The organism is Streptomyces sp. GL_140 (assembly GCF_057834465.1).
The window spans coordinates 6,059,955-6,072,508 of record NZ_CM174404.1 but is presented as its reverse complement, the minus strand read 5'-3'; the positions used below and the strand labels follow the sequence as shown (position 1 = coordinate 6,072,508).

Genomic DNA, 12,554 nt, shown 5'->3' with positions numbered 1-12,554 from the left:
GACCTCCATGACCAGCCCGTTCCCGCCCGTCGATTCCATCCTCAAGACCGGCGCCACGTACGCCAAGGACGTCGCCGAGCGCACCATCTGGACGTTCGCCGCAGCCACCGGCGGCCTCCTCGTCGCGTCCGGTCCGGCCGATATGCTCCACGGCTCCTTCTGGCAGTCCGTTGGCACGGCCGGCATCGTCGCCGCGGGCACCTTCGTCAAGGGGCTCCTGGCCCGGCTGGTCGGTGACCCGAACAGCGCGTCGACCGCCAAGGGGGTCTAGTGACCACCCCCGATCCGGGCGTCTACATCAGCTCCGCACAGATGTATGGGGAGGTGAGGGGGCTGACGCAGACCGTAGGGCGGATCGAGTCCAAGCTCGACGGCATCCTCGACGACACGAAAGACCTCCGCCGTGACTTCGCGGATCACGAGACGCGGATTCGCACCCTGGAGCGGTCCCGCTGGCCCCTGCCCACCCTTGGCGTCCTCGCCGGGGTCGGCGGAGCCGTGACCGGGGCACTCGCCCTCTTGGCCCGGTAGGAGGACACCATGTCGACCAGGCGCACCGTCACCGGCAGCGTGGCGGACATCTTCACTGACCTCGGCGCCCCGGTGACCGTCACCCTGGCATGCCTGCCGCGCCGCTGGACCGACGAGACCGGCAACCGGCTGCTCGTCGGCCCGGACCATCCAGTCACCGTCACGGCCGGCGCGTGGTCGGCGTCGCTGATCCCCACGGACGCGGCAGGGATCGAGCCCGCGACGGGCCGCTACTACCGGATCACGGAGTCCCTTGCCGGGGTTCCGGTCCGGGTCCGGACGTTCGCGGTCCCAACGGGCGACGGTTCACCGCTCGACATCCTCGACCTCGTCGTCGCCGACCCGGGGCTCCCGGGCTACGTGCGGGGTGCTGCAGGTCCGGTCGGGCCTGCGGGGGCTCCGGGAGCGAACGGCGCACCCGGCGCTGCAGGAGCCCCGGGAGCGAAGGGCGACACGGGCGATACGGGGCCGCAGGGGATCCAGGGCATTCAAGGCCTGCAGGGCACCGCAGGCACTGCCGGAGCCGCGGGGGCGACGGGCCCTCAGGGCGCGATCGGTGCGTCCGGAACGGTCGTCACGACCAGCGGGGCCACCATCACTGACGGCACCATCACTGATCTGCCCTCGTCCACGCCGTGGATCATCGTGCAGACGAGCGCGGGCACGCCGCTCCAGTGCACCATCCCCGCAGCAGTCGGCGACCGCATCGACGTCGACCTCGCCATGATGTACAACGGCGCCCACTTCATGGACGTCGCCCTACTCACCAGCGGCGGGGCTGTCTCCATCTACGGCGGCTCCGGCACGAGCACACCGCTGGCCGAGGGCGCGCCATGGCTGTACCCGAGCACCAGCTTTTCGAAGGTGACGAGCCAGTTCTTCGTGGTGCAAGCAGGCCACATCGACGGCTCCGGAAACATCACCGTGGCCCTCGTCCACAGTGGCACCGCCGCCGGCCGGGTCTACGCCAACACCGTCTATCCGTGGCGGATGAGGCTCTGGAACTTCGGCGCGGTGAACGGTTCGGCCGCTGGCTCTTGGCTGCCGCGCCCGTCGGAGCAGGGGCTCATCACGTGGACTGGCGACCCCAACGATGCCGGGCATGTGACGGCGCAGAGCAGCGCGGGTGTCGCGGGCCGGATCACGTTGGTCAAGATCCCGATCCGGGAGCAGGTCACCGTCGCGAACATCTGGTTGGGCCTGTCCGGTGTCGACGCGGGCGCCTCGCTGAGCAACTGCTACCTCGGCCTGTACGACAGCACAGGAGCCCTGAAGGGTGTCACTGCGGACATCTCCTCGTTGCTGATGTCGGGCGCTACGGCCAAGGCCCTGCCGCTCGCCACGCCGTTCGTTGCGGCACCCGGCAACTACTACATCGCGATGCTGCTCGGCAACGGCTCCACCTGGACGACCAACTCGCTCACCTTCAAGGCCACCGGGGCCGGGATCTCGGTGAACGCGAACCTGACGGCGCCGAACCTCCGCTACTCCACGATCCTCACCGGACAGACGTCGTTGCCGTCGAGCCTGACGCTATCGAGCCAGGCAACCAGCACGATCAACACCGGCTGGGGATCCCAGTGGTACGCCCTCTCTGGACCCTAGGCAGCACGATGCCCCCTCTCGCCTACGGGCGGGAGGGGGCGCTTTCGTGCGTTCGGCCCCGTGGATAGGCTGCTCGCATGACGATTCGCGCTGTGGTGTTCGATGTCGGTGAGTGCCTCGTGGACGAGACCCGGGAGTACGGCACCTGGGCCGACTGGCTCGGCGTCCCCCGACACACCTTCGCCGCGATGTTCGGCGCCGTGATCGCACAGGGCCGCGACTACCGCGAGGTCTTCGAGCCCTTCAAGCCCGGCTTCGACCTGACGGCCGAGCGGGAAGCACGTGCTGCCGCTGGCCTCCCGGAGTGGTTCGGCGAGAACGACCTCTACTCGGACGTCCGCCCGGCGCTCGCGCAGCTCCGCGCGGACGGCCTGTGGCTGGGCATCGCCGGGAACCAGACCGTTCGGGCGGGCGGTCTGCTCCGCGAGCTGTTCACGAAGGATGTCGACCTGATCGGTACCTCGGACGACTGGGGCGCGAGCAAGCCGGATCCGGAGTTCTTCGAGCGGGTCGCCGCCGTCGTCCCGGCCGCCCCCGGCGAGATCCTCTACGTCGGCGACCGCGTCGACAACGACCTCCGCCCCGGCGCCGCCGCGGGCATGCACACCGCGCTCATCCGCCGGGGCCCGTGGGCCACGATCCAGTGGAACACCGCCGAGGCCCTCGAACTGCCAACGTTCCGCGTCGAGAGCCTCGCCGAACTGTCCCCTCGGATCACCGAGTTCAACAGGCGAGAGCGCTGACGACGGCACCCCAGCCGTAGAGACGATCATCGAGGTCGCGGACGTACTGCTCGTGTTCCCACGGAGCGAGTGCGCGCCGCACCTCGCGGACCCGCTCCAGCCCGGTGGCGTACCAGTGCGTCTCCAGCAGCTCCAGCGCGCGAAGCGCGTACCGCGCCGCGTCCTCCGGGCGTCCGGCGGCGGCCTCGACCGCTCCGAGGTCTCCGAGGATGACGGTGCGCTGCTTGTCGGCGTCCTCCGGAAGCTCGTCGAGGACGTGGAGCAGCGTCTCGCGGGCCTGCGGCAGGTGCCCGGCTGTGAGCTGGGTATTGCCCTTGAACGCGGCAAGCCGGACGGGGCTGAACCAATCCATCCACTCGGGGGTGGGGCCTGCGTCGTCCTCGACGACGGTCTCACCGTGGGCGATGAGGTTGAGGGCGGCTCGCGTGTCCCCGCAGCGGGTGGCGCATTCGGCCTCGACGGCATCGAGCCAGGCCACGAACTGGCCGCTGGCTTGGCCGCGCCGGGCGTAGGTGCGGGCCGCGACCATGCGCTCTGTGGCGGCGGAACACTGCCCAGACCATCCGGGGATGAACGCCATGTGCGCCAGGATCGCGGCGCCGAGCAGCGTGTCGTCGGCCTCGCCCGCGGCTTGGAGAGCACGGACCCACGTGTCGCCGGCCCGGGTGGGCTCGCGGAGGTCGAAGAACTCGATCCGGCCTGCCAGGAGCCAGCTCTCCGAGAGAGCCACGGCGAGGGTCTGACGCGTTCTGCCGGTAGTCGCGTCGAGGAGCTGGCCGCCGAGGGTGGCATGTGCTGCAACGGCCGGGTGCAGGACCGACGGGGTGACGGTCCAGTACAGCCGTCGGTGTGCCCGGGTGACCGCAAGGAAGTCGGAACCGGCGGTGGCTGGTTGTGGTGCGCTCGAGGCGCGCAGCGGTCCGCGGTTCGCAGGGGCGATAAGGCTGGTGCTGGTCTGCGGTCCGGTACCGGGCGGCACGTTGAACCCGAGCTCGTCGAGGGGGCGGCCGAGCAGGTCGACGAGTGCCTGCCGCACGTCGGTCTGCGGCAGGGGCGGGTTCTCGGCTTCGTAGCGGCGGGCCTGCCGTAGGCCGATGTGGATCCCGCGGGCGGCGAGGGCGTCGACGAGTTCCTGCTGGGTCCGGTAGCCGGCGGCCTGGCGGGCCGCCCGGAAGCGCGCGTTGCCGGTGGGTCGGGTCATTCCAACTCCCGTAGTGGGTAGGTGTCCTGACCTACTGTCTCAGGACGCCCTCTTGACTGCCATGGTTCACCAGAATGGGGGCAGCAAAGCCCTATTTGAGGACCCAGAAAGGCCGCTCTGAAGTCCTAGCAATAGGACTTTCCTAGGTCCATGGTGTCTCTCACCACCCGTTGACGACGGTAGGGAGTGACCCGTGACCAGCCCGACCCACAGCTGCGCCCGCGGCGTATGGAACCTCGACACCCCGGACGATCCCCGTATGGGCATGGCTGAGGTGGTCGAGCCGAGCGCTGATCTCCTTGACCGGGCGCAGGCCGGCTGGGCGCGATTCACCAGCACGGATGGAGACGAGTCCGATGGCTAAGCCGGGAGAGCACCTGGCCCACCCGCTCCTGAACCAGCGGGTCCGCGATATTGCCTCCGGTACGGAGGGCCAGCTCATGGCCGTCGTGTATGAGGAGGTCCGCCGCGTCTATGGCGACCCCCAGTACGCGCCAATCGCATACATCCGAATGAAGTCCGGTCTGGAGCTGTCGACCTCGGAACGCAACGTCGAGGCCACCGGATGACCGGGCTTCCGCAGCAGCTCTGCTACGTGCTGATCGTGCTCGGCATCCTCGCCGTGATCGTCGTCGGCACCACCTGACCCGCACCTTCCTGCACATGACCTAGGGGAGAAGCATGTCCAGTCCCGTACCGAACCCTGTCCCGCCGCCGTGCATCAGCCAGCCCGGCAACCCGCAGCCGTCCGGCGTCCTGACGGCCACCGCCCCCGCAAGCGCGCGGGCTCTGCTCAGCGATGCCGAGTTCAACGGCGTCATGCACACCGTCCTGGATAACAACCCCGGCATGGCCATGGACCTCGCCTCCCGCATCGTTGTCGACGCGCTGGCGTTCCTCGCCACGGCCGCCCGGACCCCGGCGGGTCTCGTACCGTCCCGTGTCGTGGACGAGGGCTGGCACGCGCTCGTACTCCACACCGCCCTCTACCAGTCGCTGTGCTTCCGACTCTGCGGCGGCTTCATCCACCACCTGCCGGAGCGGCCCGACCCCACCAACCGCTCACACAGCTCCGTCGAGCGCACCGTCGCCGCGATCGAGGCCGCGGGCTACAGCGTCGACGCGGACCTGTGGCGCGGCCCGGAGGACACCCTCGTCACCGTCGCCGCTTCCTGCCGTCACTCGGACGACGGCGGCCCGATCGTCATCATCCCCAAGCCCAAGGGCTGAGTAGGCTGCCGCCATGAACGAGTGGATCGACCCCCGGTACGCCGACCTTGTCGAGGCCCTGCACGAGGCATTGCGCGCTCAGGACCCGACCCGGCAAGGACCTGCGCCGGTCCGCGGGTTCGTCGTGGCGGAGCCTGACGAGAGCTGATCTGAGAACCGCCCCGGCCGACAGTTCCCCCTCCGGCCGGGGCTACTCCCGGACGAGGTGCGCGAGCGGTACGCCGATGGCGTCCGCGATGAGGATGAGCGTGTCGAGGAGCGGGCTCGCCTGGCCCTGCTCGATACGGACGTACGTTGCCCGGTCCATGTCGCCAGCTTGCTCGGCCACGAACTGCTGTGTCAGCTTCCTGTCCGTCCGGGCCTGTCGAATCTGTTCGCCGATGCGTCGTCGTCTGGCGAGGACGTGAGCGGGTACAGGGTGGGCACGGGACACCCGTACACGCTGACGTGATCATGAACTGATGTATGTAGGGTGCACCCTACATCGACTCATCTCCCGCAAATGTGGGCATCAGCCTGCACACCAGACCGGCCCTCCCAGTCCTGCCCCCCAGGCGGCGGGAGCGGCCAGCGGGGCCCCCGCCTGCCAGCGGGGGCCCTGCTTCATTTCCACGCGACCTGCACAGAATTCGGGTCCCAATACCCGCCACCGGGCTGCCGGCCCCGGCGGGCCCGGTTGATGGTCACGGTCATCAGATACGAGATCACCGCCCGCTTCCGAGACAGATCCAGCCCGTTCCACGCTTCCTCAACGTCCTCCGCCGTGAGCAGGGCGGCCACCGGATTCACCTTGACCGCACGCGACAGCACCTCTTCCGCTGCGGCAATCCGCTGCCGCGCAGCCTCGGACGCCAGAGTCCACGACCGCATATCCAGCTCTCCACGCCCCAGAGCGCCCGCCAAGCCGTCCAGGGTGAACCGTGCCTGCCTCCGGTCCTCCTGGGCGCCCCGTACATCCACAGGGTCCTCACGGGTCGCCAGAAGGTCTGCTGCATCAGGGAGGGAGAGCCGGTCAAGCACGGCGAGTTGAACGACATCGTCTACGAGGTCTCGCCGACGGCTCACGTGCTTCTGCGACCGGCACCGGTAGTTGAGCATCCGTTCCCGATCGGGGTGGTTGCCGCTGCCGTCCGTGGACGAAATCACGCTCTTGCCGCAGGTCCCGCACACGTAGAGGCCCGTACCGAGGGCAACCCTGGCGTTCCCGGCTGGCCCGATCTTGCGGCTCGGGTCCTTGAGCATGGCGACAACACTCCGCCATGTCGGCTCGTCCAGCGCGGCAGGCCACTGGGCCGGCCCCACCTCCTCACCCCTGTGTACGACGATGCCCGCGTTGCGGGGGCGTAGGAGCATCTTGCGGATCTCGGAGGCACTCCACTGCCCGCCGGTACTCGTGAGGGCTTCACGGGCCCGCAGATCCCGCTGAATGGAGTACAGGGAGGCTCCGGCGAGAACGCTGCGTGCAGCGTGCTGGATGCACTCCACCTCGGCAGGGATGGGCGTCATACCGTCGACCTCCCAGCCGAAGGGCCGTCGGCCGCCGAAGTGCTTACCCATTTGCGCCATCTGATCCCGGGCGCGCTTCTGTCTTTCGACCATCCGCTCGACCTCGTACCGAGCCTGCACTCCGAGCTGCCGGGCGATCATCCGTCCGGTGGCAGTGGTGAGGTCTAGGTGGCCCGCCTTGACCGTGCGCGTCTCGACGCGCCGCGGCTCGCAGATGTCGATGTACCGCTCGAGCTCGGCAGGCGACCGGTGGAGGCGGTCCGTGTGCCAGGCGATGACGCACTCGCCAGCGCCCGCCTCGAGCCCTTGGAGCATCCGGATGTAGTCCGGGCGTGGCTTGCCCGAGTAGGCCGAGAGGTCGTTGTCTTCGAAGACTTCGACGACGCGGTACTCGGTGTCGCTGTTGCTGAGCTGTTCGGCCAGTGCGTAGCCGTCTTCGATCTGGCGGTCACAGCCGAGTCCGGCGCCCTCGCGGTCCGAGCTGATGCGGGCGTAGAGGTAGCAGCGGACTACGCGGCGCCCTGTCGGGCCGGTGTTCTGTGACTCCATGCCTCTATGCTCGCACTTTAATTCCGTCTTTCGTGGGCCTTTGCTAGGTCGAAGGCCCACTAAAGGCAGTTTTAAATCTCGGGGTGCGCCCGCACCTCTTCGACCGGATCCATCGGGTTGTAGAGGACAGCCATGCCGACCTGAGTCGCGTGGGCGAGGTGATCGGTGAGTTCCTTGGCGAGCTGCTCGCTGCCGTGGTCCGGGTGGACGGCGAGGACCGTCTTACCGCGAAGCTGAATGGGGATCATGGCGTAGCCGTCCGGTACGAGCGCGGAGACGACTACTTCAGCTTCCACTGGGCGCGGACGCTCCCGATGGGTGTACTCACTGTCAGCCATGCGACCCCCTTGGCGCTGCCTGCGTCACAAACCGCGCACAAGTTCGAATGCGAGCGCGCAAATGCAGACTATCGGACCTAACGCGCCCCCAGGCGGTGCCGCCAATGGTGTCGCATTGAACGGCTTCTGACTACACCGAGCATATGAAAACTACAGAGCGTGTTCAGCCCGCTGGTGGCATATGCCTCGATGTCTATTCCTGTCGGGTGAACGATTCAATGAGTCGCTGAAGCTGCTCACGCTGGGTAGGCGTCAGCGGCGCAAGGCTGTCGACGAGCGCACGCGCCTCACCCGACGCGGACCACTCAACGTCGACACCGAAGAACTCGGCGCCAGCGGCGTCCTGCACTTTCCCAAGCGGCACGTCGAGGCCGACGGCCAGTCCCCGCAGCATCGGGTAGTCCGGGATCTGCACCGGGAGGTCGGTCGCGAGGCGGTGAAGCCAGGAGGATTTCACGGTCTGCTCGCCGGTTTCCGGGTCGATGCAGCGCGCGGCGAGCTTGTCGTAGCTCAGCCCGAGAGTGTTCTTGCGGTCGCGCGCGAGGTCTCTCAGCTGGCTTCGCCCCGCCGCAGGGGAACGATCTTGTGCAGCCATGAGGGTCATCCTGCCACTCCGAGTCATGTCATGGGCCGTGGGGTGTCCATGCGACCAGTGAGGCGGTCCACCTATCCCCCCAAGTGGCGGGGGGTCTGCCATCCCACTCGCCGGACAGAGTGTCCATGCAGTGCAGCGGCGCACGCTAGGGCGCAAAGCAGAGTTTGGCCAAATTCACACGCCACACCCAAGAGGCTGGACGTGACGTCCAAGCTATGCAATGCTTCATCCATCCAAGCAGTGCAACAATTCACTGCACGAGGTGGACGCATAGATGTCTGACCACAAGCCCATTCCGCTCTTCCGACTCGTCGACCGAGACCTCCTGGCCAAGCTCATGGAACGCACCGGCACCGGCGCCGCAGTTACCGGCCGCGAGCTCGCCACGAAGGCCGACGTTTCACACAGCACCATCGGCAACCTACTGACAGGCGAGCAGGAAGCAGTCTTCTACCCGACCGCCTGCGAGATCGCATCGGCCATCGGCGTAGATGTCCTGATCCTGTTCACCCCCACGGGGCGAGCTACCCGCCACTCGGGCCGCTCCCGGCTGCGAGTGCCGGCGTGACCGCCACTTTCAGCCGCACAGCCGCCCAGCAGCGCCTCGGCCCCGCCGCAGTGCAGGCCATCCGCGAACTCGTGGCTGCGGCTCCGCCGCTCAGCCCCGACACCCGGGCCCAGATTCAGTCGCTCTTCGACACCGCACGGCCTGCCACCGGTCCGGCTGGCCTGCCCATCGCCGCCTGACCCCATGAAAACGGGGCCGCCCGGACGGCTAGGTCCGAGACAGCCCCGGCATTCCTCACCAACACCGAGAAGACGAGGAACACCATGAACCACCAGCCTACCGTCACCGGCCTCCCCGGCCAGAGCGGCATCACGCACCACATTCCCGTCCCGCTCCCGGCCCCGCCGGTCGAGCTGTACAGGGACCTGCGTGGCTTCGTGTGGCGGCTCGTCGAGGACGGCCAGGACGGCCGCCTCTTCGTCCCGGAGCAGGTGAACCCCGCCAACTGCCCGCGGATGGTGTGGGCCCGCGAGGACGAACTCGCCGAGGTCGTCGGCCCGCTGGTCCGCCTGGAGCGTGCGGCGTGAACACCCAGTCGATCGGCAGCGCGTCCCGTGTGATCTGCGAGGCCATGGGCCGCCCGAACGCGGTCCCGGCGACGATCGCTGTGGCGCTGGACGCGAACGGGCTGCTGAACACCGTGGAGACGGCCGCCGAGTTGGTGGCGCTGCGGGACCGGGTGGCCGAGCTGGAGGCCCTGGAACCCGCCACGTACCAGACGTGCCCCACCTGCCACGCGGCGTACCGGTACGGCACACCGTGCAGTACCTGCGCATTCCAGGCCCAGGTGGCCGCTGCCCGGAACTCGATCGCCACCGAGTTCCCGCACGTGGCCGCGCTCCTCGCCGAGGACCCGCACGACGGGCCCCTCCACCACGACTACCGCCTCGGCCACGACCTCCCGGAGACCTCCTGATGAGCAACCTGCCCGTTGACGGCCCGTACCGGATCGGCGTCACGCCTCTGCCCGGCGGCGCCCGCATCGACATCAACCACTACCTCACCACGGTGCTCGTCTCCCTTGCCGAGCTGGCCGCCGAGGACGGCAAACAGCTCCTCCACCAGCTCCAGGACATCGCCGCCGCACACGCCGCCTCGTCGGGCGCCGACTCCCACGGCGCCCACGAGCGGGACACGCTCGTCGAGCAGCTGCTCACCGAGGTCGGCCACGAGTGCGCCATGAGCGTCTACGGCGCCGGGGTGTCTCGGCTCGCGTCGGCTCTGCTCGTCGCCGGACGCCGGTCGGTACCGAGGCAGCGGGGTGCCGCGTGAACGCCCTCAACCGTATTCGCTGCGAGCCCAGCATCAAGGCCCTGCCGAACCGGTGGCGGCCCGTCTACATCCAGCAGGACGGGGAGCCGGATGGCATCGCCCCAGTCTGCTCCGACGAGGACCACGAGGACGCCGACGCGGACGGCGGCGTGTACGGATGCTGCCCGGAACCGCTCATCGAGGTCCCGGACCCGCACCTCGCCGAGTACCTGGCCGCGCTCCTGAACGCGGACCGAGGTGACCGATGAACGCGGCCGCGCCGGCCCCGGCCGATACCCGACTGCCCGTGCTTCGCACCGCGGCCGCGGAATGGCTCGGGCAGTGGACGACCCGCCGCGTGCAGCACCTGTACGCCGCGCACTTCGGGCCCGGCCCATGGCGCCAAGCCGCCCGCGAGGACCTCGCGGAGCTGCACCGGCAAACGCTGCTGCACCTCCACGACGAGGACCCGGGGCGCCGCTTCTACACCGTGAACACGTACGGAGGCATCTGATGTTCATCCGCCGCAGCACCTACCAGCGGCTCGTCGCCCGCGCCGAGGCCTACAGCCAGGCCTACGTGGACGCGCGCCGGGCCGGGGTGGCGAAGTGATCGCGACCGGCAGCGACGAGTACGGCGAGCAGCTGGCCGCGCGCATCGGCCAGCTCATCATCGACGCGGACAAGAACTCCGGCCGCAGCCGTCAGCGGGCGATCGGCCCCTCCGAGGTCGGCGAGCCGTGCGAACGCCAGCTCACCTACAAGATCCTCGACTGGCCCGAGACCAACACCAACCGCGACCCCATCGCCGCGATCATCGGCACCGGATTCCACATGTGGATGGCCGAGAAGTTCGAAGCCCGCCAGACGCCCATGCCCGACGGGCAGCCCCGGTACCGCATCGAGGAACGCGTCACCGTGCGCCAAGGACACACCGAGGCCGCCACACTCACCGGCAGCTCGGACCTGTTCGACCGGCTCGCCCTGCTCAACAACGACTGGAAGCTCGTCGGCAAGAGCAGCCACGACAAGTACCGGCGGCAGGGCCCCGGCGAGAAGTACCGCGTCCAAGCCCATCTCTACGGCCTCGGCCAGGAGAACGCCGGACACCGGCCCACCCGCGTCGCCGTGACGTTCATCGGCCGACACCACGAGCTGATGGTCCACGTGTGGTCCGAGCCCTACGACCGCAGCATCGCCGAAGCCGCGCTCGCCCGCCTCGACCGGATCCGCGACACCGCGGCCGGACTGGAGCTCGACCACCACCCCGAGAACTGGCGGCTCATCCCCATCCCCAACAAGCCGAACTGCCGGTTCTGCCCCTGGCTCAAGCCCGGCAGCGACGACCTCGCCGCCGGATGCCCTGGACAGCCCAGCACCAACCCGGGCGCCTCGCTTGAGGCCTTGATCGCATGACCGCCCGGTTCGTGCGCCAGCGCCGCTGCGTCATCTGCGACCACCGCGTCCACGCCGTGCCCGACCGGCGGCCGCCCGCGCAGTGGGACTCGCGATGCGACGAAGGGTGCGAGTGCACAACCGCCTACTGCCAGCCGTACCGGGTCTACACGGACGGCACCACCGATCGACGGGACATGGGCCCGTTCGGCACCAGCAACCAGCAGGAGCAGAAGCAGATGACGACACCGCAGCAGTACCAGGCCCCCTCCGCTGACGACTTCCTCATGGGCGGAGGCGGCGCCCCCAGCGCCAAGTTCCCCACCCCGGGAACCAGCCTCACGGGCCGAATCACCGAGCGGCCCACAGTCGAGCAGCAGCGCGACATCAAGGACGGCACGCCCAAGTTCTGGTCCGACGGCAACCCCATGAACCAGCTCGTCATCACGGTCCAGACCGACCAGCGCGACCGTGAGATTGAGGAGGACGACGGCCGGCGGCGGCTGTTCGTCAAGGGCCAGCTCAAGAACGCGGTCGCCGACGCGGTCCGTGGGGCCGGAGCCCGCGGCCTGGAAGTCGGCGGGATCCTCACCGTGACCTACACCCACGACGGCCAGGCCACACAGCGCGGGTTCTCCCCGCCGAAGCAGTACACCGCGCAGTACGTCGCCGCAGTCGCCGCTGAGCTGCACGCACTGGACCCCGGCACCGTGCCCACGCCTCCCCAGCAGTACACGGCGCCGCCAGTGGCCGCACCCGCGCCGCAGTACACGGTGCCCGTCCCGGCCCCCGTTCAGCAGCCCGCGTCGGTGGCCGCAGCGCTCAGCCCGGAGCAGCTCGCCAACCCGGCCATCGCCGCGCTCCTCGCCCAGCAGGCCGCACAGCAGGCGCAGGCCGCGACCACTCCGCCGCCGTTCTAGCCGCCGTTCGGGGCTGCGCGACCACCGCTCCGCAGCCCCGAACGGACCAACCCGCCTCGGACCCGGCGTGACGCCGCCGAATCGACTCCGGCCCGAGGCACTGCACCCGACACCGCACCACGG

Annotated in this window: 22 protein-coding genes; 17 read left to right on the top strand and 5 right to left on the bottom strand. The window is 69.1% G+C overall.

All coding sequences use genetic code 11. From position 1 onward, the window contains the following. The first annotated feature begins 7 nt into the window (after positions 1 to 7). The 4 genes from AC3IYJ_RS28340 to AC3IYJ_RS28325 all read left to right on the top strand — a co-directional run bounded on the left by AC3IYJ_RS28340 (position 8) and on the right by AC3IYJ_RS28325 (position 2,879). Positions 8 to 271 (top strand): hypothetical protein, encoded by a 264-nt coding sequence (locus AC3IYJ_RS28340; protein WP_489397471.1) that lies wholly within the window; start codon positions 8 to 10, stop codon positions 269 to 271. Next, positions 271 to 531, top strand: coding sequence for a hypothetical protein (locus AC3IYJ_RS28335; RefSeq protein ID WP_489397470.1), 261 nt, complete (start codon positions 271 to 273; stop codon positions 529 to 531). The genes AC3IYJ_RS28340 and AC3IYJ_RS28335 overlap by 1 nt, the downstream gene beginning before the upstream one ends. Before the next feature lie 9 nt (positions 532 to 540). Next, positions 541 to 2,136: a hypothetical protein gene (locus AC3IYJ_RS28330; RefSeq protein ID WP_489397469.1), complete on the top strand. Its 1,596-nt coding sequence runs from the start codon at positions 541 to 543 to the stop codon at positions 2,134 to 2,136. A gap of 77 nt (positions 2,137 to 2,213) precedes the next feature. Continuing rightward, entirely contained in the window at positions 2,214 to 2,879 is a 666-nt protein-coding gene (locus tag AC3IYJ_RS28325; protein ID WP_489397468.1) for an HAD family hydrolase, read from the top strand. Here AC3IYJ_RS28325 and AC3IYJ_RS28320 read toward each other — a convergent pair. Next, positions 2,860 to 4,080: an NsdA family TPR-like regulatory protein gene (locus AC3IYJ_RS28320; protein WP_489397467.1), complete on the bottom strand. Its 1,221-nt coding sequence runs from the start codon at positions 4,078 to 4,080 to the stop codon at positions 2,860 to 2,862. The genes AC3IYJ_RS28325 and AC3IYJ_RS28320 overlap by 20 nt on opposite strands. A 193-nt stretch (positions 4,081 to 4,273) precedes the next feature. Here AC3IYJ_RS28320 and AC3IYJ_RS28315 point away from each other — a divergent pair, with 193 nt between their 5' ends. From AC3IYJ_RS28315 to AC3IYJ_RS28300, 4 genes are all read left to right on the top strand, one after another. Beyond that, on the top strand, positions 4,274 to 4,444 hold the full coding sequence (locus AC3IYJ_RS28315) for a hypothetical protein (RefSeq protein WP_489397466.1): 171 nt from the start codon (positions 4,274 to 4,276) through the stop codon (positions 4,442 to 4,444). Then, positions 4,437 to 4,649 (top strand): hypothetical protein, encoded by a 213-nt coding sequence (locus AC3IYJ_RS28310; RefSeq protein ID WP_489397465.1) that lies wholly within the window; start codon positions 4,437 to 4,439, stop codon positions 4,647 to 4,649. Before AC3IYJ_RS28315 ends, AC3IYJ_RS28310 begins: the two co-directional genes overlap by 8 nt. A 112-nt stretch (positions 4,650 to 4,761) precedes the next feature. Then, positions 4,762 to 5,310, top strand: coding sequence for a glycine-rich domain-containing protein (locus AC3IYJ_RS28305; RefSeq protein ID WP_489397464.1), 549 nt, complete (start codon positions 4,762 to 4,764; stop codon positions 5,308 to 5,310). A 13-nt stretch (positions 5,311 to 5,323) separates the two neighbouring features. Further along, entirely contained in the window at positions 5,324 to 5,458 is a 135-nt protein-coding gene (locus AC3IYJ_RS28300) for a hypothetical protein (RefSeq protein ID WP_489397463.1), read from the top strand. Positions 5,459 to 5,500: 42 nt separating this feature from the next. Here the strand turns inward: AC3IYJ_RS28300 and AC3IYJ_RS28295 are convergent, their stop codons facing one another. The 4 genes from AC3IYJ_RS28295 to AC3IYJ_RS28280 all read right to left on the bottom strand — a co-directional run bounded on the left by AC3IYJ_RS28295 (position 5,501) and on the right by AC3IYJ_RS28280 (position 8,298). Then, on the bottom strand, positions 5,501 to 5,743 hold the full coding sequence (locus tag AC3IYJ_RS28295; RefSeq protein WP_489397462.1) for a helix-turn-helix domain-containing protein: 243 nt from the start codon (positions 5,741 to 5,743) through the stop codon (positions 5,501 to 5,503). Between the two features lie 170 nt (positions 5,744 to 5,913). Next, on the bottom strand, positions 5,914 to 7,365 hold the full coding sequence (locus AC3IYJ_RS28290) for a recombinase family protein (protein ID WP_489397461.1): 1,452 nt from the start codon (positions 7,363 to 7,365) through the stop codon (positions 5,914 to 5,916). Between the two features lie 71 nt (positions 7,366 to 7,436). Continuing rightward, positions 7,437 to 7,703, bottom strand: a complete 267-nt coding sequence (locus tag AC3IYJ_RS28285; RefSeq protein WP_489397523.1) for a hypothetical protein — start codon at positions 7,701 to 7,703, stop codon at positions 7,437 to 7,439. Between the two features lie 193 nt (positions 7,704 to 7,896). Further along, positions 7,897 to 8,298: a hypothetical protein gene (locus AC3IYJ_RS28280; protein WP_489397522.1), complete on the bottom strand. Its 402-nt coding sequence runs from the start codon at positions 8,296 to 8,298 to the stop codon at positions 7,897 to 7,899. Between the two features lie 274 nt (positions 8,299 to 8,572). Between AC3IYJ_RS28280 and AC3IYJ_RS28275 the strand changes: the two genes are divergently transcribed. From AC3IYJ_RS28275 to AC3IYJ_RS28235, 9 genes are all read left to right on the top strand, one after another. Then, positions 8,573 to 8,866 (top strand): helix-turn-helix domain-containing protein, encoded by a 294-nt coding sequence (locus tag AC3IYJ_RS28275; RefSeq protein WP_489397521.1) that lies wholly within the window; start codon positions 8,573 to 8,575, stop codon positions 8,864 to 8,866. Then, entirely contained in the window at positions 8,863 to 9,045 is a 183-nt protein-coding gene (locus tag AC3IYJ_RS28270; RefSeq protein ID WP_489397520.1) for a hypothetical protein, read from the top strand. The genes AC3IYJ_RS28275 and AC3IYJ_RS28270 overlap by 4 nt, the downstream gene beginning before the upstream one ends. An 84-nt stretch (positions 9,046 to 9,129) precedes the next feature. Next, positions 9,130 to 9,393 (top strand): hypothetical protein, encoded by a 264-nt coding sequence (locus AC3IYJ_RS28265; RefSeq protein ID WP_489397519.1) that lies wholly within the window; start codon positions 9,130 to 9,132, stop codon positions 9,391 to 9,393. Next, positions 9,390 to 9,782, top strand: coding sequence for a hypothetical protein (locus tag AC3IYJ_RS28260; RefSeq protein ID WP_489397518.1), 393 nt, complete (start codon positions 9,390 to 9,392; stop codon positions 9,780 to 9,782). The genes AC3IYJ_RS28265 and AC3IYJ_RS28260 overlap by 4 nt, the downstream gene beginning before the upstream one ends. After that, on the top strand, positions 9,782 to 10,138 hold the full coding sequence (locus AC3IYJ_RS28255; RefSeq protein WP_489397517.1) for a hypothetical protein: 357 nt from the start codon (positions 9,782 to 9,784) through the stop codon (positions 10,136 to 10,138). Before AC3IYJ_RS28260 ends, AC3IYJ_RS28255 begins: the two co-directional genes overlap by 1 nt. After that, positions 10,135 to 10,386 (top strand): hypothetical protein, encoded by a 252-nt coding sequence (locus AC3IYJ_RS28250; protein WP_489397516.1) that lies wholly within the window; start codon positions 10,135 to 10,137, stop codon positions 10,384 to 10,386. The genes AC3IYJ_RS28255 and AC3IYJ_RS28250 overlap by 4 nt, the downstream gene beginning before the upstream one ends. Further along, on the top strand, positions 10,383 to 10,631 hold the full coding sequence (locus AC3IYJ_RS28245; protein ID WP_489397515.1) for a hypothetical protein: 249 nt from the start codon (positions 10,383 to 10,385) through the stop codon (positions 10,629 to 10,631). Before AC3IYJ_RS28250 ends, AC3IYJ_RS28245 begins: the two co-directional genes overlap by 4 nt. A gap of 94 nt (positions 10,632 to 10,725) precedes the next feature. Then, complete coding sequence (locus AC3IYJ_RS28240) at positions 10,726 to 11,532, top strand: PD-(D/E)XK nuclease family protein (RefSeq protein WP_489397514.1); 807 nt, start codon at positions 10,726 to 10,728, stop codon at positions 11,530 to 11,532. Beyond that, the gene (locus tag AC3IYJ_RS28235) at positions 11,529 to 12,431 is read left to right on the top strand and encodes a hypothetical protein (RefSeq protein ID WP_489397513.1); all 903 of its coding nucleotides are present in this window, start codon (positions 11,529 to 11,531) and stop codon (positions 12,429 to 12,431) included. The genes AC3IYJ_RS28240 and AC3IYJ_RS28235 overlap by 4 nt, the downstream gene beginning before the upstream one ends. Positions 12,432 to 12,554 lie beyond the last annotated feature (123 nt).